Source organism: Caldivirga sp. MU80 (genome assembly GCF_001663375.1).
Lineage (GTDB): Archaea > Thermoproteota > Thermoprotei > Thermoproteales > Thermocladiaceae > Caldivirga.
Genome location: NZ_LCTF01000021.1, coordinates 18,857 through 44,829, shown reverse-complemented (window position 1 = coordinate 44,829; position 25,973 = coordinate 18,857). Strand labels below are relative to the sequence as shown.

The following is a 25,973-nucleotide window of genomic DNA, read 5'->3' as shown; positions in this document are numbered from 1 at the left end:
CTGTTAGGTTTAATGGGTCGATTAGTAGGGTTGTTATAAAGCCCACTGTGTCGAGGAGTTACAGGGAATTGCTCAATGCTGTTCTTTTTGAACGTGTCAAGTACATGGGTAGGGTTGTGGTTAGGGATTACGGTGTTAGGGGTAGTCAACTGTGGGTTCATGGTGAGATTCAAGTGACAGTGCCAATGGATGTTTATTATGAGCACATGACTAGGCATAAGAAAAACAGTGGCAAGCTCATTGGTGGTGTTGACGTTAACTCGGATAGAATCAACCTAGCAATCATTGATGAGGAGGGTGAGCTTAGGGACACCCACACCTTCTGGTTCAGTGAGGTGACTGCACGAGGCTTCCCCAAGCACAGTGCGTGGAGCATAATCGGCGTGAGGATTCATGAAATGCTCAACTACGCCTACCACCATGGTGTTAGGATTTTGTTCCTAGAAAACCCAGAGGTTCTCGGTAGGCTGAAGCTAATGTGGGTTTGGAATGGTGATAGGAAGCATGAGAACTACAACCACAAGGTCATGACCTTCAGAAGCACAATCATTGAGAAAATAGCCATGAAGGCACCACTATACAGCATAGAAACCAAATACGTGAACCCAAGGGGAACAACAAACTCAACAAAATACGACGAACTAATGAAGAAACACGGACTAGACAGACACACAACATCAGCCTACTTAATAGCCCTAAGAGGCTTAGGCATTAATAAATATGTACACTACAAATAATCAAGAAAACCGAAACAGCTCAGTGAGTACAGAATCCTTGCCATTCACGATGGAGACCACTAGCTTAACCACCGCCTATGGGTGGTAAGAGGACTACTTCATCACCATTATTTAGGATGGTGTCAAGGCCCTTAATGTAGTCCAGGGATTTACCATTAACCAGAATATTATATCCTTCCCTTAACCCACTATCATCATTAAGCAACGTTTTAGATATGTTTGGGTTAACCCTCTCATCGATGATCTTAAGCAATTCCCTTACCGTTATTCCATCAGGTACCTCAATCTCCATCCTAAGTGTCTTAGCCATCTCATAGAATATTGCAAGGAACTTGACCGTAACCTTCATGCATTGAGTCGCCATCAAGGGTCTAATAAATCTTTTCCTGTAGTGCAAAGAGGCAAGACCACTTAGGTTGTTCAATAGGGCTAATGCATCTAATGTAATGGTTAAAAAACGCTGAGACACGCCCTAAGACGTGGACCTGGTTAAACCTGATTATGCCGGGGGAAGTATACTTAATCTATCAGTCTCAATAGGTAGTTTCCTAGGTGTTAAAAGCCAATACGCAGGGTTAAGGGATGACCTAGATAGGATTCAGGGTAGGAGAATCCTACTAATGCTAATTGATGGCTTAGGTTACGTTCACCTTAAACAGTACTGTGGTGAATGTGAGGAGGCTAAGTGGCTTGGGGAAGTTCACGAATTAACCACAGTCTTCCCATCAGTTACTTCAACGGTATTAACAACACTATCCATGGGCGTGCCGCCTGGTGTCCATAGCGTGCTCGGTACGGTCATGTACGTTAAGGAGACCGGTGGCCTAGTCAACACGTTAACGATGGGGCCTATGCCGGAGGGTAAGAGGAATGGGTTGAAGGATGCAGGCTACGACCCAAGAGTCATATTCTATGGTGGCTCAACTATATTTGAGGAGGCTAAGGCTAACGGTTACCAATCAGTAGTCATACTGCCAAAGGGCTTAAGTGGCGGGCTATCAGACCTGATTTACAGGGGTGCTGAGATTAAGGAGTACATCAGCGTTTATGACGCCCTAGTGTTGGCTTCAAGGGCCGTTGAGGGTAATTCACTGGTCTACGTCTACATACCACTTCTGGACTCTGTTCAGCATGAATATGGGCCAGGCTCCATGGAGTACAGGGTGGCGTTGGTTGAACTACTTAACTCATTGGGCAGGTTAATTAGGCACTTACCCCAATCAACAACTGTAGTGATAACCGCTGACCATGGGCAAGTCCAAGTAATGCAGGGGGATGTGGTTAACCTAAGGATAATTACTAGGCTCATGGATTCACTATCCATAGCCCCCTACGGTGAACCCAGAGCCCTTCAGTTAAAGCTAGGTGACAGATCCCTTGAGGGTGAAGTTAGGGAAGTTTTGTCTGCAATAGGCAAGCCACTACTAATATACAATGCAAGTGAAATTAATGAACTACTGGGTGGTGTCACTGGCAATACTGCGTCAAGAATGGGCGACGTATGGGCCATACCAACTGATTCAACTGTGTTGATCTACCTCTATAAGCTTAATGATGACAAGGTGATGAAGTTTAAGGGTCATCACGCCGGCCTACTGGCCGATGAAATGAAGATCCCATTATCAATAATAAACCTGTGAAGACCGTGAAGTCAAGGGGTTGCTATTGCTGCCCAGTTTGGGTCTCCTGGGCCTGAGCCTGTTGGGCCTGCCACTGCTCCACTATGTCGTAGCCGTATATTGCCTTAAACATCTCCCTGCCTAGGTTAGTCATCCTTAACGGTGTCCATGGTGGATCGAAGACTACATCTATGTCTATGTCTGATGCTTCAGGTAAAGCCGCCTGCAATGCCTCACCAACCCTGTAGCCTAGGTCCTGTGAAAGTGGGCAACCCACTGCCGTTAGGGTCATTTTAACCTTAAGCTTTTTATCCTCAAGCCTAATATCATATATTAAGCCTAGGTCATACACGTTAATCGGTATTTCAGGGTCATAAACATCCCTAAGCGCCTCAACCACCCTCTTAACCTTATCTGGTGGTAAATTAGACGTGAAGTTAACCTCCTCATTAACCTCATTACTACTCATGACACTCACCTATCAATTACCATCAGTGTCACGTGTTTAAAAACCTTTCACACTTACACTTATAAATAACACTAACCATTTAGCATCATCCCTTAACCTTAAGCACCTGAATTTAAATGCTAGATCATGAACATTAATGCCTAGCCTAAAAACGAATTCACGCCAAGTAAACCCCTAATTCCACAGGGTATAAAGAAGTAGCAACTGTCTGCATGCATTATTGGGCAAACCCGAGTTCAATGGGTTTAAAAAGCGTCTTCGCAATGAACGTCTAATCATTGCTTAAAGTCAAAGATGAGAAAATTCATGAATTTAGGCATCAATTTTTTGACTCACCAGGCTTTATAATTTAATGCGAAATGTGGGTTTCCATATGTCGATTGGCAAATACGACGTTTACCCACCGACAGATGCATCATTTGAGGATCCACCAAGGATGGACAAGTACGATGTCATTGTAATTGGTGGTGGGGGTGGGGGTTATCACGGCGCCTTTGAGTTAAGTAAAGGTAACTACAGTGTTCTGTTAATAGACGATAAGGGTAATTTAGGTGGTAATTGCCTATATGAAGGCTGCATACCATCAAAGTCAGTATCAATAGCTCTTTACCTACTTGAGAAGTTGAGGGGTATATTAAAGTCCGTGGGTAATAATGACGTTGATAAGGTTAGGTTGCTCTGGGAAAATCTAATTGACCATAAGGATAATGTCCAATATATTAGGTATCTTCAACACATAAGGGAGATTAAGGAGCATGGTAATGTGGACTTTGTTAAGGGTATCGCAAGGGTGGTGGATAACCATAGGGTGGTGGTTGAGGCGGATGATGGATCATGGCGCAGGGAAGTTGAGGGGAAGTACCTAATTGTAGCAACAGGCTCACTGCCAATTAAAATCCCTGTACCAGGCTCTGAACTTGCCATAGGCAGCCAAGAGCTGTTTGGCTATAAGACAAAGTATAGGAAGATACCCAGTGACGTGGTCATCATAGGTGGAGGCTACATAGGCGTTGAGGTGGCCTCCGTGCTTAGTGGGCTGGGGGTTAAGGTTACCATAGTTGAGATGTTGCCTAGGATACTGAGTGGGTGGGATTCATCAATAGTCTCCATGATTGAGGATAAGCTTAGGAATAGGGAAGTTACCATATTGACGAACTCTAGGGTAACCGGGATTAGGGAAGAGGGTGGGCAGAAGATAGTCGAGTATGCTAAACCGGACGGGAGTAAAGGCTACGTGGCCGGCTCGGAGGTCATAATGGCAGTGGGTAGAAGGGCTAATGTTGAGGGCCTTAACCAATTGGGCATTGTAGATAAGAACCACGTTGACGTTAATGACGCCATGGCTACAAAGGTACCCAACGTTTATGCCGCTGGCGATGTAATAGGTAGGTATATGCTTTACCACGCGGCTGTGAAGGAGTCCGTTGTAGCCTCCTGGAACATAATGATGGGTAGGCCCATCTTTGAGGTTAACTTCAACGCGGTACCCATGACCATATTCACCGAGCCCGAGGCCGCCATGGTTGGGTTAAGTGAGGATGCAGCTAAGGCTAAGGGCATAGGCTACGAGGTTGTGCAATATCCACTGGAGGATGATTCATACGCCCAAATAATCGGGGTTAGGGATGGCTGGGTTAAGCTAATTATTGAAAAGGGTACGCAGAGAATCATAGGTGGGGTTATTTACGGCGAGGCGGCGTCAATGATAATAAACGAGGTGGCCCTAGCCATAGCCGTCAACGCTAGGGTCAAGGACCTGGCGCTACTAGCCCACGCACACCCGACGATATTTGAATCAATAGATAGGGCTGCAATTAGATACAGCGTTTAATAAAAAGAGTCATCACCAATGACCCCCTTCCCGCTCTTTTGGGTGGGTTTTTCGTTGTTGGGGTTTTGTGTGTTGTTGGTTTTGTTCTTGGGTTGGTGGTGAATGGTGGGGTGTTGCCCCATCGGCTCATCTGACGGAGGGAAGCAAACCCCCTTCCCGGAGGCACCAACCCAAGCACCAAACACCCATGCAAAAACTAAGTTTCACAAACCCACCGCTATAATCTCCACGTAGTAGCGCAACCCCACCCTAAAGAGCAAGACTTGACCATTATGTCAAGGGTTGTGGTTATGCGGCATTTTCCATGGTGGTTACCCACACGGCAAATTAAAAACCAAGCGACCTACAACTGGTTTAAGTAGCTTGAATGCAGTATCACAGGTTTATTAAACTCCACGTTAAGCATCCTCCTAAGTGGGTTACACTTAACCCTAAATAGGAATAGGGCGTTGGGGTGTCTTCTGCCTGTTTCGAGGTAAGCCTCGAAGTTACCCACACCCTTGGATATTACTAGGTCTGAGCCGTTAATGTACTTGTCGTAAACCTCATTGCTTAGGAAGGCTGGGTAACGGTTGCCTGTAGTGACTACGTTAACCCCATTAACCTTAAGCACATCCCTAACGTAACCATATGTCACATCTGTCTCATAGGGCTTAAGCCTAGCCACCACGGTAACCCTTGAGTGCGTGGCTAGCTTACCTATTAGCAAGCTGTCTATGGCGAACTCGCCGGCGTTATCAACTATGTAGGTCACGTTACTAGCACTATTAATTACATCAGCTAACCTGGGTTCATCAATACCCAGCCACACGGGCTCCTCATTAATGCCGTGTATCAGCATCTCCTCGTTAAAGACGTAGTTAAACATAGCCACGTCAACGGAGTTCGCGGCAGCCGCAACCTTAACCAACTCAACCTCACTCATGCCGATGAGTCTCGGAACCAGCATGCCTCTAGCAATCCCCTCATAACGAGCCTTCTCGTCGGAGTATGGGTCCTCGGAACCCACTATGCTTGCAAGCTCCTCAAAGGAGTTAACGAACATGATGGACCTACCCTTAGGTAGGTCACTGGTTACCCTAACAAGGATCCTCCTGACCGATTCCTCACTATCCCTATTAAACTTCTTAAGCTCACTAAGCCTTGACGTTAAGGCGCATAGGGTGCACTCCGCGTAGTCTATATACCGCACGCGGGGGTTAATGGGTAACCCAAATAAAGCTTACCGCCACCCTCATGGCTAGTGAAGCGTAGTATATATGTGCTGGCCACCCAGTCCAACAGTGGGAAGACCATATTAGTCACGGCCCTACTTAGGCTAGTAAATAGGAAAAATAGGGTAGCCGTACCCTTCAAGGCCCAGAACATGAGTCTAAATAGTTACCCAGCCTTCAACGGAGGTGAGGTAGCCCTAGCCCAGGCGATGCAGGCCTACGCCGCAGGTGTTAAGCCAATTGTGGAGATGAATCCAATACTGCTAAAGCCAGTTAATGAAGCAGCGAGCGAAGTAATCGTGCTAGGCAAGCCCATAGGGCTGATGGAGTACCGTGAGTATAGTAGGAACCCCATAGATAAGTGGAGGATTGTTAGGGACTCGTTGCTTAAACTAAGATCCCTCGGGTTAATAATCGGCGAGGGAGCTGGGAGCGCCTACGAACCAAACATAACAAGCGACGTAGCTAACTTTAGGCCCGCCGACTACCTTAACGCGGATGTCTACATTGTACTGGATATAAGTAGGGGTGGAGCCTTCACAAGTGCCTTAGGCCTATACAACGCTATACCAAGTAGGTGGAGGGATTTGATTAAGGGCTTCATAATAAACAGGTTTAGGGGTGATCCAAGGATACTTGACGACGCAGTAAAGTGGCTTGAGGAGAAGACCGGTAGGAGGGTTTACGGGATCATACCTGAGGTTAACGAGGCACGCTACCTATGGCCAGAGGACTCCGAGGCCATGGTGGACTTCGGTAATGGATCAGTGGACGTGGCAGTAATCTCCTACCCAGGTATATCGAACTTCCATGAGTTCAGCGTTTTAACCATGGAGGATGTCCACGTTAGGTTTGTTAAGTGGCCGGACTCCCTCGGGGAACCAGACCTACTGATCCTACCTGGCGCCAAGAACACTGCACTGGCCATGGAGTGGCTCAGGAGGAGTGGCTTAGATGAGAAGGTGAGGAGGATGGCAGGTTCAACGCCGATACTAGCCATATGCGGGGGCTTCCAACTCATAACGGAGATTATGAGTGACCCAACTGGTATCGAGTTCGGCAACCCAGGTCACATTAAAGGGCTGGGGCTCGTGAAGGCTCAGGTGACGTACCATAGTGATAAGATTGTTGCACATAGTAGAGCCATCATGAATGATAAGTTGGTTACCGGCTACGAGATACGTAGGGGTAGGGTAAGGTATACTGGTGATGAACCGGGCATGGTGATTGTGGAGAGGAATGGAAACCCAGTTAATGAACCAGACGGCTATTTCAATGAGGATAGGAAAATCTTCGCAACGAGCCTACATGACATACTAAGTAACCCACACATTAGGGAGCTAGTGCTTAGGATGGCTAAGGGCAGTGTTAAGGTTAACTCATACTCATCCATAGAAGTCCTCATGCATTGGATCGACGAAGTAGCCCGCGTCGTTAACAACAACATAACCATGGACCTTTAGTGATGGGGCATGGATTACCTAATTAGCAAGTTATCTCAGTATTTCACTAAGCATGGCCCACGCCTACGTGATAATTCACCATACATTTCAAACTTAACCACCCTGAGATGCGCAGCCGCCAACTACTAACCCATGGCTGTTAATGCTAGTAGTGATTCTGACTTCTTCAGTTGTTTGGTTATTGGATCCACTTCCAGTGCCAGTGATTCAAGTGCAACAACACCCATTACCTTCACATCATCCTTTTCAGCAAAACAACAATACTGGTTGCCCTTTCCCCTAGGCATTCGATTACTGCCTCACCTACCTCCCTCCCCACTGTCTTACCCCCAATAGTCCTAAACCTCCTAACCCCACTAGGCTTCACGCCAATAGCCTCCAACCTCTCCCTCCTTATCCACGTATACGTACTCCCAGTATGACCCCTCCCCACCTTTTGGGTGGGTTTTCGTTGTGGGGGTCTCGTCCGTTACTCCCTCTACGGGGTTAATGGTTTCGTTCTTGGGGTGGTGGAAACAGTGGGGTATCGCCCCACCGGCTCATCTAACGTAGGGAAACCCCCTCTCGGGGGCACCACCCCAAGCACCAAACACCCATGCAAAGCTAGTCTTTAATAAAACTATCTCCATGAATCCCCATGTATCAACAATCAACTCAGCCTCAAAACACTTAGATCCATCCCACGGATTACAAACCCTAACCACAGCAACCGTATGCCTCATTGCAGCCACCTCTTAGCTTTAAAACTTAACAGGCGGGAGGTTAATAAACCCTGTAACAATGAAGTTGAACTTAGCCTTTAGGGTAAGGTTGCTGTTGATGAGGGAAATAGCTTTAGCTTGGTTAAGGGATCGCATAGGTGGGTTTAGATGCTGCTACTTAGGGATTGCAGGTACGTGGTGACGCCCACTGAGGATGGTGACGTTAAGGTTCTTGAGGGGGTTAGCATACTGATCAGTGATGACGGTGTCATTCAGCAGGTGGGTGATGTTGACGTTAATGGGGCTGAGGTCGTTAAATGTGACGGTGTAGCTATACCGGGCCTATTTAATGCACATACCCATCTGGCAATGACCATGTTTAGGGGGCTTGTTAGTGACCATGAACTTGAGGATTGGTTAAACGTCATATGGGGGATGGAGAAAAGGCTCACAAGTGACGTGATACTTAAGGGCTTTGAGCTTGGGTTAATAGAATCAATCATGAATGGCACATCCGCGGTGCTAGACATGTACTTCAACCCCGATGTTGTTGACCTGGTTGAGAGGTACGGTATAAGGGTCTTCGAGGGGCCGACCTTCATCGACAATTTAAGAGACCCTAAGTTAACAGAGAACGAGCTAAGGAACCTAGTGTCTAGGGTCAGGGATTCTAAGCTCATTAAACCCATCCTAAACCTTCACAGCGTCTACGCCAACAGCGAGGACACCTTAATGAGGGTTCGTGAACTTAAGGAGGAGCTTAACCTAAGGCTACATACGCATGTAAGCGAAACCAGGCGGGAGGTTTACACGGTTAGGGGTAGGTATGGCCTATACCCGGTGGAGGTTTTAAGCAAATTTGGGTTACTGGACTCATCAACAATACTAGTCCACCTTGGCTGGGTGACTAACTGGGAGCTGGAGCTTATAGTGAGGACCCAGGCCACAGCGGTGCATTGCCCATCATCAAACATGAAGCTGGCCACGGCGGGCTTCTTCCCAATTAAGGAACTGCTTAAGGGGACTAACGTCGCCCTCGGCACTGATGGACCGGGCACTGGGGATTCGCTGGATATGTTTAAGGAGATGAGGATGGCTGTACTGCTCCAGAGGAATAACTATTGGGACGCCAAGGCACTTACGGCTAAGGAGGCTTTGCTAATGGCCACGGTTAATGGTTACAGGTCGGTTGGGTTAAGGGGTGGTTTGATAGCGCCAGGTTACCTAGGTGACGTAACTGTGCTTGACGTTAAGGACCCAAGGATCAACCCCCTGAATAAATTAAACGTAGCCAATAACATAGTTTACTCATCTAACGGTGGCATGGTTAAGTACCTCGTGGTTAATGGTAAGGTTGTGTATGGGTCGCATAATAGGGAGGAGCTTATCGAGAGGGCACTGGTCATCAGCAGAGAGCTTAACGAGTACCTACGGGGCATGTTGAACGGCTAATTAAAGCTTAAATCCCCATTACAGGTTGATTAGTTGAGTAGTGTGAGGATACTGGTTTACTGGCCCTTCACTAGGACTAGGGGCATTGTGTACCTGCTATTATCAATCATAGTGCTGCCGGCCTACATGCTAAACCTAGCCACTGCCCTATCACTGATAGGCCTATCCTCATACTACTCAGCCCTAGTGGGGTTCCTGATAACCATCATTAGCCTAGTCATGAGTTCAATTCACGTGGTGATTTACGAAGTCAACACAACGGTCTATACCCCGGCGGTAACATCAATAACACTCTTCGGCATGACATTTAAAATACCCACTTTCCTGACCCAAGCCAGGAGGACAGCAATATCAATTAACGCCGGGGGAGCATTAATACCCGTAGCCGTCTCGGCGTTTTTAACATACATGCTTTACGTAAGGTACCCAGGCCTAGCGGTGCCAATAGTGGTGTCAGTGCTGGTTACCGCGCTCATAGTTAATAGAATCTCTAGGGTTGTGCCGGCTGTGGGGGTTGTGACACCAGCCATAGTACCACCCATATTGGCAGCTCTCATGTCATACATGGCAATAGCCTTAACCTCAAATGTATACATATTCGTAACCCCGGTGGTAGCCTACGTAACGGGTGTGCTGGGTACCCTAATAGGGGCTGATTTACTCAACATAAGCAAGGTCATAGAGGCGGCACCGATTATCGCAGATATTGGAGGCGCCGGTACCTTCGATGGCATATTCTTCACCGGTATACTGGCCGTCTTCTACGCATCCTTAATATCAACACTTTAAAGCAGCCTTCTAAAACCCACGTATGGTTCAGCGTAGGTTTAGGTTTGACGAAGTGTATACGCCAATCCACACAATTCACGACGCCACCCTGGTCATCGACAACGGCAGGATAATAGATATTGAGGAGGGTGGGCCCTTCGACGTGGATTACAGGGGTTACTTAGCGGCGCCGGGTCTCATAGATACGCATACACATGGTTGCGGTGGTATTGAGGTTACATCTATGAAGTCGATTAGTGAGCTCAGCAACCTAGCTAGGTGCTACGCCAGCTTCGGCGTGACCGCATTCCTACCAACCACCGTATCCGCACCGCACGAAGCATTAATGAGGGTGGCCGGCATTGTTAGGCAATACGTTAAGCAGGGCGATGGGACTGTGGGTAATGGGGCTAGGGTGCTTGGACTTAACCTGGAGGGGCCCTATATAAACATCAGGAGGAAGGGTGCCCAAAACCCCTCAGCAATAAGGCCACCTAGGATTGAGGAGTTTGATCAATACTACGAGGAGTCTGGTGGTTTAGTGAGGGTAATGACGATTGCGCCTGAGGTTGAGGGGGCCATGAGTCTCATTAAACACATGTCCAGCATAGGCGTAATACCAAGCATAGGGCATACCGATGCCGACTATGGGACAGTCATGAGGGCAATAGCCATGGGTGCCTCAAGGGCAACCCACCTTTTCGACGCCATGACTGGGATTCACCATAGGGAACTGGGTGCCGCCATGGCCCTCCTTGACTCTGAAGACGTATACCTAGAGCTCATAACAGACCTAGTTCACCTAAGGCCTGAGACTATACTATTCACCATAAGGCAAGCTGGGTTACACAGGGTGCTGGCAGTAACGGACTCCATGCCAGCCGCTGGCCTTGGGGAGGGTGAGTATGAGCTGGGTAGTTTAAGGGTCATTGTTAAGAATGGTAGAGCAACATTACCTGACGGAACACTAGCTGGGAGCGTGTTAACCATGGATAATGCCCTAAGGAACTTGGTTAAGTTGGGGTTAAGGTTAAGTGATGCCCTAAGGCTCACCTCAATGAACCCAGCCCTATCGATAGGTGAACACAGCATGGGTTGTCTTAAGCCAGGTTGCCTAGCCGACTTCATAGTCATTGATGACAAGTTAAGGCTGATGGCAACCTACGTTGGCGGCACCATGGTTTATGGTAAGTAAAGCGAGTGATTAATGATTAATGTATGGCCATATTACTTTTATAAAAATTGCATCATTAATCTATAGGTTAATATACAATTAATCGCATCGAGGAAATATTTAAAAGCAAATTGTGAAATACTCTGCTTCATGTCAATTAGTGAGGAGAATCTACCCTACAAAGAGAGAATAGTGTTGAATTCCTGGCCAAACACCACTAGTATAGATTCCTACAAGGCCATGCATAGCAAGAGCATAAGCAATATTGAGGACTTCTGGGCTAACGTGGCTAAAGAGCTTGAATGGTTTAAGCCCTGGGACAAGGTGCTGGTCGCGGACCCACAGCCCCCATTCTATAAGTGGTTTGTGGGTGGTAGGCTGAATGCCTCATACCTAGCTGTTGATAGGCATATTAACACGTGGCGTAAGAATAAACTAGCCATAATATGGGAGGGGGAGCCGGTTGACCCATCAGGCAACCCAATTGAGGTGAGGAAGCTAACCTACTATGACCTGTATAGGGAGGTTAATAGGCTAGCCTTCGCAATTAGGGATAAGTTGGGTTTAAGGAAGGGGGACACGGTGACCATATACCTACCAATGATCCCTGAATTACCCATACTAATGCTGGCCCTGGCTAGGTTAGGTGTAATATTCTCAGTGGTCTTCTCAGGGTTCAGCGCCCAAGCCCTAGCTGATAGGGTAATTGACGCCAAGTCTAGGGTTGTGTTCACGGCTGATGCCTTCTGGAGGAGGGGGAGGGTTATTAGGCTTAAGGATGTTGTTGATGAGGCGTTGAGGAATGCACAATTCGTCGAGAGGGTTGTGGTGTACAGGAGGATGAACCTCAAGGACACTCCAATGAAGCCTGGTAGGGATATTTGGTGGGATGAGCTATTAAGCGGTGTACCAGCCAACGCATACGTGAAACCTGAGGAGGTGGAGAGCGAACACCCACTGTACATACTATACACCTCTGGGACTACGGGTAAGCCTAAGGGCATTGTGCACGATACAGGGGGCTACATGACACTCCTCCACGCAACCATGAAGTGGGTCTTTGATGTTAAGGACACTGACGTGTACTGGTGCACAGCCGACATAGGCTGGGTGACTGGGCACAGTTACATAGTGTTTGGCCCACTCATGGAGGGCGTCACCGAGGTTATGTATGAGGGTGCTCCAGACTACCCAGCACCGGATAGGTGGTGGAGGATTGTGGAGAGGTATGGTGTGACAATACTCTACACATCACCAACAGCCATAAGGACCTTCATGAGGTATGGCGATGATTGGGTTAAGGGGCATGACTTCTCCACAATAAGGATAATTAACAGTGTCGGCGAGCCGATAAACCCTGAAGCTTGGAGATGGGCTTGGAGATGGCTAGGTAGGGAGAGTGTGCCCTTCGGTTCAACGTGGTGGATGACGGAGACTGGTGGCATATTAATAAGCCATGCACCTGGGCTAGCCCTAATACCAATGAAACCAGGCACCAATGGCCTCCCACTACTTGGAGTGGATGCAGACGTGGTTGATGATGAGGGTAGGCCTGTCCAGGGTAAGAGGGGCTACTTGGTGATTAAGAAGCCATGGCCAGGCATGATGCTTACCATTTGGGGTGACCCTAATAGGTATATTCAGGTTTACTGGAGCAGGTTCCCTGACATGTTCTATGCAGGTGATTGGGCTATTAAGGATGAGGATGGGTACATATGGGTCCTAGGGAGGGCTGACGAGGTCATAAAGGTGTCTGGCCATAGGTTAGGCACCTATGAGATAGAATCAGCCCTAGTATCCCATAAGGCAGTTGCCGAATCAGCAGTGGTGGGCATGCCAGACCTGGTTAAGGGTGAGGTCCCGGTGGCCTTCGTCGTGCTTAGGGCTGGTTTCTCACCAAGCAAGGAGTTGAAGGCTGAGTTAAGGAATTGGGTTAGGGAGGTAATAGGCCCCATAGCTGAGCCAGCGGAGATACTATTCGTAACCAAGCTACCAAAGACCAGGAGCGGTAAGATAATGAGGAGATTGCTTAAGCAGGTCTTAATAGGTCAACCACTAGGCGACACCACCGCACTTGAAGATGAGACTAGTATTGATGAGGCTAGGAAGGCCTACGAGGAGTTAAGTAGGGAATTAATGGGCCAGCGTTAAGCTAGCCGCCGTAAAGCCCTCTATTCCAGGGTAACCTGGGTATTAATGCCATTAAAACCGACCAAGTGTTGGCATCAAGCCGGGTAACCAGGCCCCTGGTTAAAATACCCACAAGCCCCATTGACTCACCGGCATTAGCATAGCCATACCGCATTTCCACTGCCTTCTCAAGCTCCATACCCAACTCCACGTTTCTAATTAAACTGGTGGGTATTGCAAAACCAGGCCCAATACCTATGGTCAGGTAACCGTCCCTACTCATGATTGCAGCCACAGGTATGTTTAGGTAAGTTAAATCACCTACCTTTACCAACCCAGTCTCAATACCAACAGCCTCTTCGGCTTCATTAACGGCTTCTAATGCCAGCCTAGCCCTCAACACTGCCCCATTGGTGGTTTCACTAAGGCCCAGCGGCTGCTGTGTCGGTGTCTGAACCTTAACGGGCCTTACATCCACGGTTATGCCGAACATTGAGTATGCCTTAGCTACGGCGTTAATCTTAGTTGAGTTGAGTGAACCAACGGCTATTACCCTACCCATGCCTAGGGACCCCTGGCCTCATCTATACACCTAGCCACGTCACCCCGGCAGTTGAGTATGATGTTTATTAGCTCCACTACCCCTTGGCCATCCTCACCCCTGGTTACGTACCTTGCAATACCCTTAACCTCAGGTAGCGCATTCCCCACGGCCACAGGTATGTCAGCTGCCCTAAGCATTGGTATGTCATTCTCGGCATCGCCGATTGATATAACTAGGCTTGGTTTAATTAGCCTCCTCAAAACGTTAATGGCATACCCCTTATCCACACCCTTAGGCATTATTGAAAGCATGTTTCTGTTAACCTCAAGCTTAACGTCAAATGAACTCAAAGCATCAATAACAGCCTTACTGTTCTCAGTGAACAAAGATACCTCACCCTCACTGAACCTAACGCCTAACACCGATAAATGAGCCTTAACCTCATCCCTAAGCCGCCACCATTGGGCTGGTGCATTAATAATCCTCTCACCACTAGGCTTAACCACTATTAATCCATTCTCAAGGGCCAGGTAGACCTTACCCATTAACGCACTAAGCCCCTTAACATGACGGGTTGCCCCGCTGGTTACCACTGCAAATGAATTGCCCAGGTTAATGAAGTTCGTTATGGCGTTTAAAACGTCCGCATTAACCGTGAACTCGCCATTCCTTTCATTCGCTAATGTCCAGTGGTAGTCGGCGGCAAGTAGTAGTCCACCCATAGTTACCTACATGTTGCGTTGATTTTAAAATATTCTTTCACGGCGATAGTAATCATGGATGAGTTAATTAGGCTAATCATTGAATTTACCACGTTACACATTGTTAATAAGCCCTGAGACAGAGGGGTAAGTGTGGATATTAAGGTTGTGGTGTTCGACACGAGCGCACTGCTATTAGCCATTGATGAGAGGATTGATGTGATTAGTAATGTTAAGGAGGCCGTGGAGGGCTTAATACTGCCTGTCGTGACGGCTAGCGTTGTTAGGGAATTGTGGCTCCTATCTAAGAAGGGTGGGAGGAGGGGTAAGGCAGCTGCGCTGGTGCTCAACAGGTTAATACCAGTGTACTTCTCAATAGCGTCATTGGATGGTAAGGCTGATGATGATGTGCTAAAATTGGCTAAGGAAACAGGTGGATTCCTAGTGACCTGTGACTCGGAACTTAGGAGGAGGGCTGAGAAGAGTGGTGTAACTGTCATATATTATAGGAGGGCCCTAAGGAGATTCACCACTTAGCTTGTTTTAACCTTCAACTCCTTTAAGGGGCGCCCTTTATTAGATGATTTAACATTCACTTAAGCTTAATAACCGGGGTAATTAATGTCCCTATTTCGCTTATGCTTATCTCGACTACATCACCCTCCCTGAGGGCTGAATCCTTACCTGGCAGTATACCTGTCCCAGTCATCAGTATTGTACCGTCAGGTACGGTATTATTCCTTATCAAGTACTTTACCTGCTCATCAATTCTCCTCCTCATTTGCCTAGTACTCACCTCACCCTCATAAATAACCTCACCACCCCTAATTATCCTAAGCCTTATTTGGAGTGAATAGGGGTCCTTAATCTCATCCGGGGTCACTATGAATGGTCCGAAGGCGCAGCAGCCATCGTATATCTTGGATTGGGGTAGGTACAGTGGATTCTCAGCCTCAATATCCCTAGCCGAGACGTCATCTATTATTGTGTAACCGAGCACCTTACCATCCCTAGATATTACAACACCCAATTCAGGCTCCGGTAAGGTCCAATTTGAGTCACCTCTAATGGCTATTGGCTCCCCATGCCCAACGCACCTATTCGCCGTGGCCTTGAAGAATATTTCAGGTCTCTCCGCGTCATAAACCCTCTCATATATGGTTTTACCACCTATCTTAGCCACATCACCCTCCTCAGAGTACCTCCTCCTAGAAACCTCATAACTTATCCCACTCCCCCAGACCTCAGGTGGGTCGTAGGGTTTAGTGAACCTTAAACCACTAACCCTATAATCCCTCTTAAAAACCTCGTCAATGTTAATCAACACCTCGCTACCTAGACTTACACTTAAACCCTTTGCATGGTTAATCAGGGCTAGGACTGGATCCATACCTAGTTCAAAGACCTTACCGTTGATCATGACGTACGTGAAGTTGCTGATACCGTTAGTTAACCTGAAAATTCTCATGAATGTAACCACGTAATTCCACTTTATAAGTATTATCAATCATAACGATGAGTTAAGGGCGAGAGTTATTGATTTTACTTAGGAAAAATATTTAAGCATTAAGGAGGGGGCCATTTATGCATGGCTACGCCAATAGGATAATATTCTTCGATTTAAGTAAGGGTACGCTTAGGGTTAATGGGGTTAAGGAGCAGTGGGCTAGGATGTTCATAGGTGGTAGGGGCCTTGGATTAAGGCTAATAATGGATATGAACCTTAAACTTCAGGATGTAAACCCATACGGCCCAGAGAACCCCCTCATAATAGCCACGGGGCCATTGGGTGGTACCCGGATCCCCCTAGCCACTAGGGCCATTGCGCTATTCAAGTCCCCACTTAACGATAGGTGGAACTACTCAACAGTTGGGGGGACGCTTGGGGCTTACTTGAAGTACGCAGGCCTCGATGCCATGGTCATCACGGGCAGTTCGCAAAAGCCTGTATACCTAGTGGTTTCTGACGGCAAAGTGGAGGTTAGGGATGCCAGGGACTTATGGGGGCTTGATACCGTTGAGACAGAGAGAGCCCTTAAACGTGAGTTCAAAAACTCAGCAGTATTAACCATAGGTCCAGCCGGCGAGAATAAGGTGCCGTTCGCCGCGATTAACCATGAGGAGTGGAGGCAGTTTGGTAGAACAGGTGGTGGGGCTGTCATGGGCTCTAAGATGATTAAGGCGATTGTTTTCATACCAACCTCAAGGGATGTTGATGTGGCCGACGCAAAGACATACAATGACTTGGTTAAGAACCTTGGAAAATTATCTGTGACTAACCCAGGCGAGGCGGCTTTAAGGGCCGGTGGTACCGTTAGGCTCATTGATGTTGGTAACAACATGGGCTTCTTCCCAAGCATATACTGGACCAAGGTAGTTATGCCTGGTTGGGAGAGGATATCCTGGGAGAAGGTACTTAAGGTTGATTACTTCATTAAGAATGGTGCATGCCTATACTGCCCTGTTGCATGCCATAAGGTTGTTAAGTCGAGTAGAGGTGAGTACGATTTGGAGTATGAGACATCCATGGCGTTAGGGGGGTTAACAGGCGTTAACGATCCAGAGAATCTAATTGAACTAAGTGAATTAGCCGATAGGCTTGGCTTTGACTCAATAAGCCTAGGTAACACCATAGCATTCCTAATTTACCTAGGTGAGAAGGGGCTTATCAGTAATGCACCTAAGTGGGGTGACTATGAGGGCATCAAGAAGCTGATATACGACACAGCCTACAGGAGGGGGTTAGGTGAATTGACTGCACTTGGCGTTAGGGGATTAGCCAAGAGACTTAACGCTGAGGACTTGGCTATTCACGTTAAGGGGCTTGAACCAGCTGGCTACGATCCAAGGACCCTTAAGGGCATGGCATTAAACTACTCCGTATCGGAGAGGGGGGCTGACCACCTGTGGACGATGGCATACGCGCTTGATATTGCTGGGCAGGGTGGTGGTAGGTTCGCCACAGGTGATGAGAAGGTCATGGCCGTTATGGATTATGAGGAGAGAAGCACCCTCTATGATTCAATGCTCCTCTGCAAATTCGGTAGGTACATCTACGACTGGGAGACCATGAAGAACACCCTTAATGCGGTGACCGGCTTTAACTACACCGTTAGTGAGCTCAAGGAGACTGCCCAGAGGATTATAGTCATGCACAGGTTCCTTAATGGCACAACCATTGAGCAGGATAGGCTACCACCAAGGTGGCTTAGGGAGCCCGTGGAGTATGAGGGTAAGAAGTATGTGGTTACTGAGGAGGAATGGCAGGGCATGGTTAAGAGGTACTACCAGTTGAGGGGTTATGATGAAAATGGTGTGCCTAAGCAGGAGACACTGGTTAAGCTAGGCATAATCAATAGTAATTAACCTCACGGACACCCTCATTAGAGGGCCTAGTTAACATTACCCTAGGCCTTAAACCTAATTTACGAAGCTCCCCCTCAATCTCCACCACATTGGGTTCATCCTTAAAGAAACCGACAATTGAAGGCCCAGCCCCACTTAGTATCACGCCAAGGGCACCATGCCTAATGAGCGTATCCTTAACGATCCCCCAATGGCCATACGCCTTAATCCTGTACGGCATGGCAACTCTATCATTCTCAATAACCCTTGAGAACAGTGATAAATCACCTTTAAACACTGAGGCAACCAGCTGGGCCACGCTAGCTATATTGGTAACTACGTCATCCAGCGTATAACTCTTGGGGAGTATACTCCTCATGTAGCCCGTGTTAGGCTTAGAACCCTCAATGACTATTAGCACGTATATGCCTGGGAAGTCGAGCCTAGTCACCTGCCTCACAGTTGAGTTAACTATCACCAATCCCCCAAATAGTGAAGCCGCCACGTTATCCATGTGCCTAACCCCAGCTGAAGCCAACTCACCATAGGAGGCAAGCTCCACTAACCCCCATTGGTCAAGGTCAAGGTTAAGTAACTTGTTCATCGCATAAGCCACAGCTGCAGACGTGGCGCCACTACTACCTAGCCCGCTAGCTGGCTTAATACCTTTGATCACCGTCACCTCAATCCTAGCCTTAACGCCGGCTAGCTCAAGTGCCCTATTAGCGACCAGGTAGGCTGAGTTATCGCTGGGCTCGTTAGGTAGCTCTGAGGCGTACTCACCATCATTCCTAATTACGACCCCCTCACCACCACTAACCCTAACCCTGACCACATCCTGTGGTGGTTTTATGGCTAGGGCCAGTGAGTCAAAACCTGGCCCGAGGTTTGCTATTGATGCTGGTGAGGAGACTATTAACTCCTCAGTACCCAATCTACATCACCCTTAAGCTCCTCCTGCTCAGTAGACACCTTCACTATTAACTCATCAAAATGCTCACTTAGATACCTCCACAGCTTCTCAATCTTACCCCTGAAAACTGGGTCACTTAGGCTATGTGGTATTAAGCCAACCCTACTAACACTCCCCCTAACCATAGCCCAGTGGGCCAATGACTGAATACTATAGCCATCCTTAACGTCACTCCACGTGACCTTCCCACTAAGCCAGTAAACTTCCCTGGCAAAGTTAGTAGCTATAACCCTTAGGAACCTCTCCTCATTACCCCGAATAATACTCATACATCTATCCCTATTGTTAAGTATATTCACCAGCCTAGCTAAGTTAACCCTGCTGAACAGTGTTAGGTTTGTTATTGCACCTAGGTACCTCTCATCCGATGCAAAAGCCTCACACCTCTCATTAATGTACAGCCACAGTGCCGTGGCTATTGAATCAAGAACCCCCCTCAGGAATCTCTCAACCAACTCCTCATCGCTTAATTCCCCATCCCCCATATTTACTAACCCAGCACTTAACATTTCCTTAAGCTTACCGTAATCCACAATACCTGCAAATACTAACTCGCCATTAATGAATATGCTTGGTACAGACCTAACACCCCTTTCAAGGGCTAAGTGAGGGTCAATTGACGTGTCGTAAACCTTAACGTGCTGTAAGTAACCCCACTGCTTCAGTAGCCTAATCAACGTGTGGCATGTTGAGCATGTTGGATGCACAAACACCTCAACGTCCATGGCTGGGATTGATTAAACTCTATATGGTTAATAAGTTTTACTCCAGTTTTACCAGGGCTATACTACATTGAGTATTTTGTGGTAAATAATTTATATAGATAAATGTATTAAGTGAAATTGAGTGTACAGGTAATAATATAAAGATTTATAGGGTATGTGATAGTTAATTAGATTCATGAAGGTACTTAGCGTTAACCTGAATACTGGGGATGTGAAGGTTGATACTGTTGAGGCGCAGGGCCCAATAACACTAGGTGTTAGGGTGCTTAGTGATCAGAGAACCTGGGATAAGGATCCACTTGACCCAAGTGTACCATTCATAGTGGGCATAGGGCCCTTTGTTGGTGGTAAATTACCGGGTGTCCATAGGGTTATAGCAGTCTTTAAGAGCCCAATGACTAGGACTATTCATGTTGCTGCAATTGGTGGTGTTGCCTATAAGTTCATGGGGTCAGGCATAGATGCCGTGGTGGTGACCGGCCGTGCCAGGGAGCCAACGGCACTATTCATATCAAGTGATGGCGTTAAGCTGGAGAATGTTAACCCAGTGTACTCCTACGGTGGTTATAGTGGAGTCTACGCCTTCACCAAGTACCTCATGGACAAGTACAACGATTTCTTCGTTAAGTACAACGCGAGGGCTATAGTTGTCGGTGAGGCTGCCTTAAGGACATACAATGGCGCGTTGTTCTCAATAGATGTTGACCCAAGGAAGTCCGCCTTCAAACCCGGTGCCGAGGATACAGCAGCTAGGGGTGGCCCAGGTACCGTGATGGCTAGGGGGCATAACTTGGTCGCCATAGTGGCTGGTGGATCAGTTAAGGCTAGGTATGTTAAAGTCACAGACATGAACCTAATAAACAAGCTAAGTATGGATGCCTTCAAGAAGCCGTTTATCCAGGTTATGAATGAGAAGACCGTTAAGTACAGGTTCGACCCAACCATGGGGACGGGCGGCACCTTCGGCGTGAATTACCCCCACTACAGGGAGCTTTTGCCACTCTTCGGCTATAAGTCAATATACATGCCTAGGGAGCTTAGGGCCAGGCACGTTGAGGAGATAATTAGGCTATTCTGGAAGCCCTTCAACGATGAGGTGTTCGTCAAGAGTAAGTCCTGGTACAACTGCGGCGACTTCGGGTGTTCGGTAGTTTGTAAGAAGGTTTGGAGGGGCAAGAAGGTTGACTATGAGCCATTCCACGCCGCAGGTCCATTCATAGGCAACTACATATTTGAGGAAGCCGTTAAGCTAGTCGACCTAATAGACCAATACGGCTTCGATGCCATTGAGATGGGGCACGTGGTGGCATGGGTCTTCGACTCAATTGAGAATAGACTACTCAAGCCTGAGGAGGTTGGGTTAAGCGACGAACCGGTCTTTGACCCACTCGAATTCAACCCTGAAAAGGACTCGCCTAAGAACGCTAAGCTGGCCAGTGAATTAATCAATAACCTGATTAACAAGTCAACGCAAGTCCTATCGATAATAGCTGATAACGGCATTAGGGTTGCTGCTAAGAGACTCAACGAGATGTTCAGGGATAGGGTCAACTCAACCGGTAAGTCGTTCAACGACCTAGTGGTTTACGTCGCATACGGTGAATCAGGCTACATAACCCCGAACTTCTACTGGACGCCCGGCATGGTTGCGCCAATGTATGTCCTTGGTAGGTATTGGACTAACTACGCCAACACATTCATGAAGCCCGAGGACTATGCCAAGTCAGCCCTGGAGAGAGCCATCAACGAGGCCTTAATCGACGACGCAGGTATATGCAGATTCCACAGGGGGTGGGCTGAACCAATACTGGATAAGATGTACGGCGAATTCACGGGCATGAAGCCCAACAGGGATATTTACAGGCAGATAGCCGAGTACTCCATTAAGGCGAATGCCCAACCGGTGCTTTGGGAGAGCAGGAGGGCTGCCGACGTGGTGTCTGCATTAGCAAGGGAGATTGGATCCAAGGAGTGGGAGTTTAAGGGGTGGAATGATTACGTTGAGTGGTGGAATAGGTATAAGGCCACCTTAGATAGGATGCTTAACGTTGCGTGACGCTGTGTTTAAAATTATGAAAGTCAATCATCGGGTTATTGATTATTGAACTCGGAATTAGCCTCCTCCCACTCATTAATTATCCATGATGGTGTAGCCAAGATGGCTACGTAGCCACCGAAGGTCTTACTTAACGTTAGGCTTTCCTCAACACTACTCGGTATCACAACTAGCTCTATCTTCCTGCCCCTCAACATTGTGGTTAATTTAAATATCTCATCCTCCCCTACATCCTCGCTTATCAGCACCACCTTAGCTATACCCTTCTCGATGGCGCTCATCACGTTATCTCTACCGTAAACTATGTAGTCAGGTTTCTTAACGGCTATATACATCACCTCCTCCATAAGCTTCTTAGCCCTAACGTACTCCGTCTCCTTGAGCTTATCCTCAGCACCCCTAATGGCCTCAAGGACACCACTGATGTCGGCGCAGCATGCAGGTACTATGGCTATTACCTTATCCATGAGCCTACTGTCTAACCCACCCTCCTTAAGGAAATCCTCCTTTGTCGGACCTGGACCAGCTACAACTATCCCCTTGAGGTTCGGTATCTGTAGGAGTATCTTGTTGGCATCCTCGGCCACGAGCTTATAGAATGTCTCAGCCAAGTGCTCGGTTTGCCTCTTAAACCTCAGTGCTGATTGGCCACCTGCATGATGCTTGTTGGGTACAAAGAACTCAACCTTATCGACAATCTCCCAGTAACTACCCTTAAGCAGGGCGATAACAGCCTCACCCCTCTCAATAACTATTATGCCGAAGGTTGAGGATGATGCAGATATCATGTCCTCCAGTAGCTCAGTGTGGAAGTGAGTGTCGCACACGTACTTGTAGGTGTTGATTTTATATGGGGGAATTACAGCATACATAACCCACTTGTAGCTGCCAGGCTTCTCCATGTGGAAGCCCCCAAACACCGCAAGGCCGTTGGGAGGGGCCTTAGCGGTGCCCTTCAGTGCATTTATTATCCTCTCCAACGCGTCTTGAACATGAGTCCTCGTGGTCTTATCCTTAATGTTACTTGCGACAGACCACTCACTCCTAAGCATGTTGAGTACATCGGGTATTGGCCTATCGCCATTAATGTAAAGTGAGATCAACGTTGTTGCGTATCCCCTATACCTCTTCAGCAACTGGATTATCACCTTTAACTCTTCTCCATCGGTTATTCCAGCGCGTCCACCTAAGACACCATCACCACCATCATTAATGGGTTTATAAACCTTTCCCAGCACGATCTCCACGTTTTAGGCTATAGGCCACGCAGATTTGAGGTAATTAAAGAAATGGTTTATTAAGGTAAGAAACCCTTAACAACAGTATGGGGTTAACCGGGGTAGCTGACTTACCACTACACGAGGGGCATGTACCACCCTGGCTATTCAGCAGAATGACTAAGTTATCTTCATTAATAATTAACCTAATGATTGATGAATATGGGGTTAGAGGGACGATTAAAATGTTCAGCAATCCCATATTCTTCCAGTCATTTAACAATATAATAGGCATGGATTGGGATTCATCAGGGAGCACGACCATAACCACCGCAGCCCTTAAGGTGGCCTTAAAATCGGTTGACGTTGGGATCAAGGTTGTTGGGGGTAAGGGGGAGCATGCGTTAAAGGTTCCTGATGAGATAAGGAGCCTTGAGGGTAAGTTCAATATAAACCCGGATGAATTAATAACGGCGTCAAGGCTTGTGGCTAAGGTTGATAACGTCGCCCTACAGGATGGGCATAGGCTGTACCACCATGCCATGATCATTGGTGAGGATGGTACATGGGCGATTGTTCAGCAGGGGTTAAACCCAGAAACCAAGTATGCTAGGAGGTATCATTGGTGGATGGAGACGAACTTCATCAACAACCCACATGAGGGTATTGTGGGGGTGAAGGGCGACGGCGCCCTTAATATGGTGAGTAGCGTTAGTGAAAAGGCACGTTCAACAATCATCGACATCGTTAGCCAAGATTTAAACAAGGTGAGTAGGGATCTAGCTACGGTTAAAGCCATCATCAAGAGTCGTGGTAATAGATCGATACTAAGCTACATAAATGACGAGGGTAAAGACTGGGAACAGACTTACTATAATCCAAGGCTAAACGTAATCATTAACAGAGAGTTAAACATTAATGAAGATGCCCTAAGGAGGGCTAGGGGAACCTACAACTTCAGGGACCTACTGCTCACCAATGGCCTAGGCCCAAGTACAATGCTGGCCCTAGCCCTAATAGCACAGTTAATCTATGAAGCCCCAGTTGACTGGAACGATCCAGCTAACCTTGATCCGAGGAGGTTCACCTTCGCCCTGGGTGGTAAGGATGGGTCACCATACCCGATTAACAGGGAAGTTTACGACGCAGTCATAGATATATTAAGTAGGCTGGTAGATAGCATTAAGAGGGATGGGGGCCTAAAGCCATACCTAAGGCACCTAGCTAGGGTTGCTAAAAAGCTTAACCTACCTGTTGACCTGGTTAAACCAACTTATTAGTTTTTAAATCACGCAACCTTATACGTCCTATCCTTCTCATCGTAAAATAGCACTATTGGAGATGGGTTAAACAGCGGTATTACTATGGTTTCCCTCGTTTCGCTTAGTGCCGATGCTTCATCTACCTTAGTGCTGATGCTGCTTCCGCCATTTAACTGACTCCCCATGGCCCCTAGTTTACCACTTATGGTTTTTATTGACCCCCTTATGCTCATTCTTCTCACCTCAGGTGCATCATCCAGGTTAGGATTTATATAGCTTACTGGTTTATTAGGTGGATCCTATAAATACACCCCAATAATGAATATATACTATATAGATTTAGGCCATGTTCCTCAGCGTCATGTTGAGCTTGTTAAAGCTTCTCGTACCTAATCACGTCAACCCCCAGTAGCCTTGAGAACACCGACACCTCATTAACGTGGTTACCGGGGACGATGACATGGTGGTTAGCCGGCGCATGGTTAAGTATGGTTGAGGCATCGAAGTTAACCTTAACCTCGGCTTGCGTCCTGCAAGCATTCATACCAAGGCTACCCGACCTCACTAATTCACCTGTAAACACGAATACCCTGCTGAAGTCCTGCGAAACAGAAACCGCTGTTACCATGTTTGCGTCTATTTTGGCTGATACTGAGTATGGGTTACCGGATTCGAAGTGCGTAACCACCCTAGCCGACTTAACCATGTTTAACGCTATTGTGCAGTGCGACATGCGCACTAAATTCCCCTCAATATCATTAATGTTGGCTATCCACCCACTATACCCGGTTAATGGGTGAAGCAGCATCATTAGGAACAGTGACCTTAAGTCGTATTCACACGCCGTGAGCTTACCCTCCTCGTTAAGCTTAGCCAACGCTAGGCATGGGGTCACCCCATGCTTTATTAGGTATGGGAAGCAGTTTAACGCTAAGGCATCATAGACCTTAAACATGTTGAGCAATGCAACGTAAACCTTACCCACGTTAATCAACTTATCTAAGGGGACCTCGAAGACGAGTCTATCAAGTATGTCGTCTATGAATGCCTTAGCCTCATCAACCTTAACTTTATTCACAAGGTCCTCAAAGGTATTCATTGGTATGGTGTCGACCCTTGCGTTAAACCTATCCTCAAAGGATTTCCCAATAGGACCCTTGTCACCTACGCCCACTAACGCTACCCTTGAGCCATTAATCCTCAACACAGCCTCAATGGCATTAACAATTTTCTGCAATTCACTTAAACTACTTAAGTGATACACCAATGCATTAACCCCCTCGCCCTCAAGCATTGACCTGGCTGATAAGGCTGAGGCTAGGCTATTGTTAGATGGGTAAGATAGCAACACCGCATTTTTGATTTTATTAGCAGCAGCAAAGTGTTTAATCATTCTGCTAACACCTCCAGAAAGGATCAGTAGGACTGGTGTCGAGTCACCTACATTAATACCGCTGGCTTCATCCTCACTGTAAACCACTGCATCCACACCACTAGGTACACTAACCCTACCTCTATGTAGCGGTGAGGCAAAGGCTACTACCTTAACCTTACCCATGGTTTTATCAGTTCAGCTCAGCTTAATTAAACTA

At 47.3% G+C, this 25,973-nt stretch carries 24 protein-coding genes and 1 pseudogene; 12 read left to right on the top strand and 13 right to left on the bottom strand.

Annotation, left to right across the window (positions count from 1 at the left end; genetic code table 11):
• Positions 1-737, top strand: a pseudogene (locus AAX04_RS12160) (hypothetical protein); the annotation flags it as partial.
• Between the two features lie 64 nt (positions 738-801).
• Here the strand turns inward: AAX04_RS12160 and AAX04_RS07240 are convergent.
• Positions 802-1,086, bottom strand: a complete 285-nt coding sequence (locus tag AAX04_RS07240) for a MoaD/ThiS family protein (protein ID WP_066796205.1) — start codon at positions 1,084-1,086, stop codon at positions 802-804.
• Positions 1,087-1,216: 130 nt separating this feature from the next.
• Between AAX04_RS07240 and AAX04_RS07235 the strand changes: the two genes are divergently transcribed.
• On the top strand, positions 1,217-2,377 hold the full coding sequence (locus tag AAX04_RS07235; RefSeq protein WP_066796202.1) for an alkaline phosphatase family protein: 1,161 nt from the start codon (positions 1,217-1,219) through the stop codon (positions 2,375-2,377).
• Positions 2,378-2,399: 22 nt separating this feature from the next.
• Here AAX04_RS07235 and AAX04_RS07230 read toward each other — a convergent pair whose 3' ends face one another.
• Positions 2,400-2,825 carry a metal-sulfur cluster assembly factor gene (locus tag AAX04_RS07230; RefSeq protein ID WP_066796213.1) on the bottom strand — a complete coding sequence of 142 codons (426 nt, stop codon included), beginning with the start codon at positions 2,823-2,825 and terminating at the stop codon, positions 2,400-2,402.
• Positions 2,826-3,198: 373 nt separating this feature from the next.
• Here AAX04_RS07230 and AAX04_RS07225 point away from each other — a divergent pair, with 373 nt between their 5' ends.
• On the top strand, positions 3,199-4,656 hold the full coding sequence (locus AAX04_RS07225) for a dihydrolipoyl dehydrogenase (RefSeq protein ID WP_066796199.1): 1,458 nt from the start codon (positions 3,199-3,201) through the stop codon (positions 4,654-4,656).
• Positions 4,657-4,999: 343 nt separating this feature from the next.
• Here AAX04_RS07225 and AAX04_RS07215 read toward each other — a convergent pair whose 3' ends face one another.
• Complete coding sequence (locus AAX04_RS07215; RefSeq protein WP_066796194.1) at positions 5,000-5,848, bottom strand: ARMT1-like domain-containing protein; 849 nt, start codon at positions 5,846-5,848, stop codon at positions 5,000-5,002.
• A 51-nt stretch (positions 5,849-5,899) separates the two neighbouring features.
• On the opposite strand from AAX04_RS07215, the gene AAX04_RS07210 reads away from it, so the two are divergent.
• Positions 5,900-7,333, top strand: coding sequence for a cobyric acid synthase (locus AAX04_RS07210; protein ID WP_066796188.1), 1,434 nt, complete (start codon positions 5,900-5,902; stop codon positions 7,331-7,333).
• A gap of 232 nt (positions 7,334-7,565) precedes the next feature.
• On the opposite strand, the gene AAX04_RS07205 is transcribed toward AAX04_RS07210, so the two are convergent.
• Together AAX04_RS07205 and AAX04_RS07200 are read right to left on the bottom strand one after the other, a co-directional pair.
• On the bottom strand, positions 7,566-7,766 hold the full coding sequence (locus AAX04_RS07205) for a hypothetical protein (RefSeq protein ID WP_084761259.1): 201 nt from the start codon (positions 7,764-7,766) through the stop codon (positions 7,566-7,568).
• Positions 7,767-7,872: 106 nt separating this feature from the next.
• Positions 7,873-8,055 (bottom strand): hypothetical protein, encoded by a 183-nt coding sequence (locus tag AAX04_RS07200; protein WP_066796185.1) that lies wholly within the window; start codon positions 8,053-8,055, stop codon positions 7,873-7,875.
• 147 nt (positions 8,056-8,202) lie between these two features.
• Here AAX04_RS07200 and AAX04_RS07195 point away from each other — a divergent pair, with 147 nt between their 5' ends.
• The 4 genes from AAX04_RS07195 (at position 8,203) to acs (ending at position 13,579) form a co-directional block, all read left to right on the top strand.
• Positions 8,203-9,486 (top strand): amidohydrolase, encoded by a 1,284-nt coding sequence (locus AAX04_RS07195; RefSeq protein ID WP_066796182.1) that lies wholly within the window; start codon positions 8,203-8,205, stop codon positions 9,484-9,486.
• 42 nt (positions 9,487-9,528) lie between these two features.
• A complete protein-coding gene (locus tag AAX04_RS07190; RefSeq protein ID WP_066796180.1) occupies positions 9,529-10,275 on the top strand; it encodes a DUF1614 domain-containing protein in 747 nt (248 codons plus the stop codon).
• 22 nt (positions 10,276-10,297) lie between these two features.
• On the top strand, positions 10,298-11,449 hold the full coding sequence (gene nagA, locus AAX04_RS07185) for an N-acetylglucosamine-6-phosphate deacetylase (protein ID WP_066796179.1): 1,152 nt from the start codon (positions 10,298-10,300) through the stop codon (positions 11,447-11,449).
• Positions 11,450-11,578: 129 nt separating this feature from the next.
• Entirely contained in the window at positions 11,579-13,579 is a 2,001-nt protein-coding gene (acs, locus tag AAX04_RS07180; protein ID WP_066796176.1) for an acetate--CoA ligase, read from the top strand.
• 1 nt (position 13,580) lies between these two features.
• Here acs and AAX04_RS07175 read toward each other — a convergent pair whose 3' ends face one another.
• Together AAX04_RS07175 and AAX04_RS07170 are read right to left on the bottom strand one after the other, a co-directional pair.
• A complete protein-coding gene (locus tag AAX04_RS07175) occupies positions 13,581-14,120 on the bottom strand; it encodes an inosine/xanthosine triphosphatase (RefSeq protein ID WP_066796173.1) in 540 nt (179 codons plus the stop codon).
• Between the two features lie 2 nt (positions 14,121-14,122).
• On the bottom strand, positions 14,123-14,824 hold the full coding sequence (locus AAX04_RS07170; RefSeq protein ID WP_066796170.1) for an HAD family hydrolase: 702 nt from the start codon (positions 14,822-14,824) through the stop codon (positions 14,123-14,125).
• Between the two features lie 132 nt (positions 14,825-14,956).
• Between AAX04_RS07170 and AAX04_RS07165 the strand changes: the two genes are divergently transcribed.
• Entirely contained in the window at positions 14,957-15,340 is a 384-nt protein-coding gene (locus AAX04_RS07165) for a PIN domain-containing protein (RefSeq protein ID WP_066796167.1), read from the top strand.
• A gap of 55 nt (positions 15,341-15,395) precedes the next feature.
• Here the strand turns inward: AAX04_RS07165 and AAX04_RS07160 are convergent, their stop codons facing one another.
• Positions 15,396-16,271, bottom strand: coding sequence for a fumarylacetoacetate hydrolase family protein (locus tag AAX04_RS07160; RefSeq protein WP_066796164.1), 876 nt, complete (start codon positions 16,269-16,271; stop codon positions 15,396-15,398).
• Between the two features lie 116 nt (positions 16,272-16,387).
• Here AAX04_RS07160 and AAX04_RS07155 point away from each other — a divergent pair, with 116 nt between their 5' ends.
• Positions 16,388-18,169, top strand: a complete 1,782-nt coding sequence (locus AAX04_RS07155) for an aldehyde ferredoxin oxidoreductase family protein (protein ID WP_066796162.1) — start codon at positions 16,388-16,390, stop codon at positions 18,167-18,169.
• Here the strand turns inward: AAX04_RS07155 and AAX04_RS07150 are convergent.
• Both AAX04_RS07150 and AAX04_RS07145 read right to left on the bottom strand, forming a co-directional pair.
• Complete coding sequence (locus tag AAX04_RS07150; protein WP_066796158.1) at positions 18,156-19,082, bottom strand: homoserine kinase; 927 nt, start codon at positions 19,080-19,082, stop codon at positions 18,156-18,158. The genes AAX04_RS07155 and AAX04_RS07150 overlap by 14 nt on opposite strands.
• Positions 19,064-19,846 carry a thioredoxin family protein gene (locus AAX04_RS07145; protein WP_066796156.1) on the bottom strand — a complete coding sequence of 261 codons (783 nt, stop codon included), beginning with the start codon at positions 19,844-19,846 and terminating at the stop codon, positions 19,064-19,066. The genes AAX04_RS07150 and AAX04_RS07145 overlap by 19 nt, the downstream gene beginning before the upstream one ends.
• A 175-nt stretch (positions 19,847-20,021) precedes the next feature.
• Here AAX04_RS07145 and AAX04_RS07140 point away from each other — a divergent pair, with 175 nt between their 5' ends.
• A complete protein-coding gene (locus tag AAX04_RS07140) occupies positions 20,022-21,902 on the top strand; it encodes an aldehyde ferredoxin oxidoreductase N-terminal domain-containing protein (RefSeq protein WP_066796155.1) in 1,881 nt (626 codons plus the stop codon).
• 35 nt (positions 21,903-21,937) lie between these two features.
• On the opposite strand, the gene prf1 is transcribed toward AAX04_RS07140, so the two are convergent.
• Complete coding sequence (prf1, locus tag AAX04_RS07135) at positions 21,938-23,074, bottom strand: peptide chain release factor aRF-1 (RefSeq protein ID WP_066796210.1); 1,137 nt, start codon at positions 23,072-23,074, stop codon at positions 21,938-21,940.
• A gap of 152 nt (positions 23,075-23,226) precedes the next feature.
• On the opposite strand from prf1, the gene AAX04_RS07130 reads away from it, so the two are divergent.
• Entirely contained in the window at positions 23,227-24,399 is a 1,173-nt protein-coding gene (locus AAX04_RS07130; protein WP_066796153.1) for a DUF763 domain-containing protein, read from the top strand.
• Between the two features lie 8 nt (positions 24,400-24,407).
• Here AAX04_RS07130 and AAX04_RS07125 read toward each other — a convergent pair whose 3' ends face one another.
• Together AAX04_RS07125 and AAX04_RS07120 are read right to left on the bottom strand one after the other, a co-directional pair.
• Positions 24,408-24,614, bottom strand: a complete 207-nt coding sequence (locus AAX04_RS07125; protein WP_066796151.1) for a hypothetical protein — start codon at positions 24,612-24,614, stop codon at positions 24,408-24,410.
• Between the two features lie 140 nt (positions 24,615-24,754).
• Positions 24,755-25,939 carry a fucose isomerase gene (locus tag AAX04_RS07120; protein ID WP_066796149.1) on the bottom strand — a complete coding sequence of 395 codons (1,185 nt, stop codon included), beginning with the start codon at positions 25,937-25,939 and terminating at the stop codon, positions 24,755-24,757.
• Positions 25,940-25,973: the final 34 nt, after the last annotated feature.

Excerpts from the sequence above, each read along its gene's own strand:
- acs (WP_066796176.1), top strand. The coding sequence starts at position 11,579 with ATGTCAATTAGTGAGGAGAATCTACCCTACAAAGAGAGAATAGTGTTG.
- AAX04_RS07140 (WP_066796155.1), top strand. The coding sequence starts at position 20,022 with ATGAAGGTACTTAGCGTTAACCTGAATACTGGGGATGTGAAGGTTGAT.
- AAX04_RS07200 (WP_066796185.1), bottom strand. The coding sequence starts at position 8,055 with ATGAGGCATACGGTTGCTGTGGTTAGGGTTTGTAATCCGTGGGATGGA.
- AAX04_RS07130 (WP_066796153.1), top strand. The coding sequence starts at position 23,227 with ATGGGGTTAACCGGGGTAGCTGACTTACCACTACACGAGGGGCATGTA.
- AAX04_RS07145 (WP_066796156.1), bottom strand. The coding sequence starts at position 19,846 with ATGGACGTTGAGGTGTTTGTGCATCCAACATGCTCAACATGCCACACG.
- AAX04_RS07225 (WP_066796199.1), top strand. The coding sequence starts at position 3,199 with ATGTCGATTGGCAAATACGACGTTTACCCACCGACAGATGCATCATTT.
- AAX04_RS07120 (WP_066796149.1), bottom strand. The coding sequence starts at position 25,939 with ATGGGTAAGGTTAAGGTAGTAGCCTTTGCCTCACCGCTACATAGAGGT.
- AAX04_RS07170 (WP_066796170.1), bottom strand. The coding sequence starts at position 14,824 with ATGGGTGGACTACTACTTGCCGCCGACTACCACTGGACATTAGCGAAT.
- AAX04_RS07195 (WP_066796182.1), top strand. The coding sequence starts at position 8,203 with ATGCTGCTACTTAGGGATTGCAGGTACGTGGTGACGCCCACTGAGGAT.
- AAX04_RS07175 (WP_066796173.1), bottom strand. The coding sequence starts at position 14,120 with ATGGGTAGGGTAATAGCCGTTGGTTCACTCAACTCAACTAAGATTAAC.
- AAX04_RS07240 (WP_066796205.1), bottom strand. The coding sequence starts at position 1,086 with ATGAAGGTTACGGTCAAGTTCCTTGCAATATTCTATGAGATGGCTAAG.
- AAX04_RS07160 (WP_066796164.1), bottom strand. The coding sequence starts at position 16,271 with ATGAGAATTTTCAGGTTAACTAACGGTATCAGCAACTTCACGTACGTC.
- AAX04_RS07125 (WP_066796151.1), bottom strand. The coding sequence starts at position 24,614 with ATGAGCATAAGGGGGTCAATAAAAACCATAAGTGGTAAACTAGGGGCC.
- nagA (WP_066796179.1), top strand. The coding sequence starts at position 10,298 with ATGGTTCAGCGTAGGTTTAGGTTTGACGAAGTGTATACGCCAATCCAC.
- AAX04_RS07230 (WP_066796213.1), bottom strand. The coding sequence starts at position 2,825 with ATGAGTAGTAATGAGGTTAATGAGGAGGTTAACTTCACGTCTAATTTA.
- AAX04_RS07155 (WP_066796162.1), top strand. The coding sequence starts at position 16,388 with ATGCATGGCTACGCCAATAGGATAATATTCTTCGATTTAAGTAAGGGT.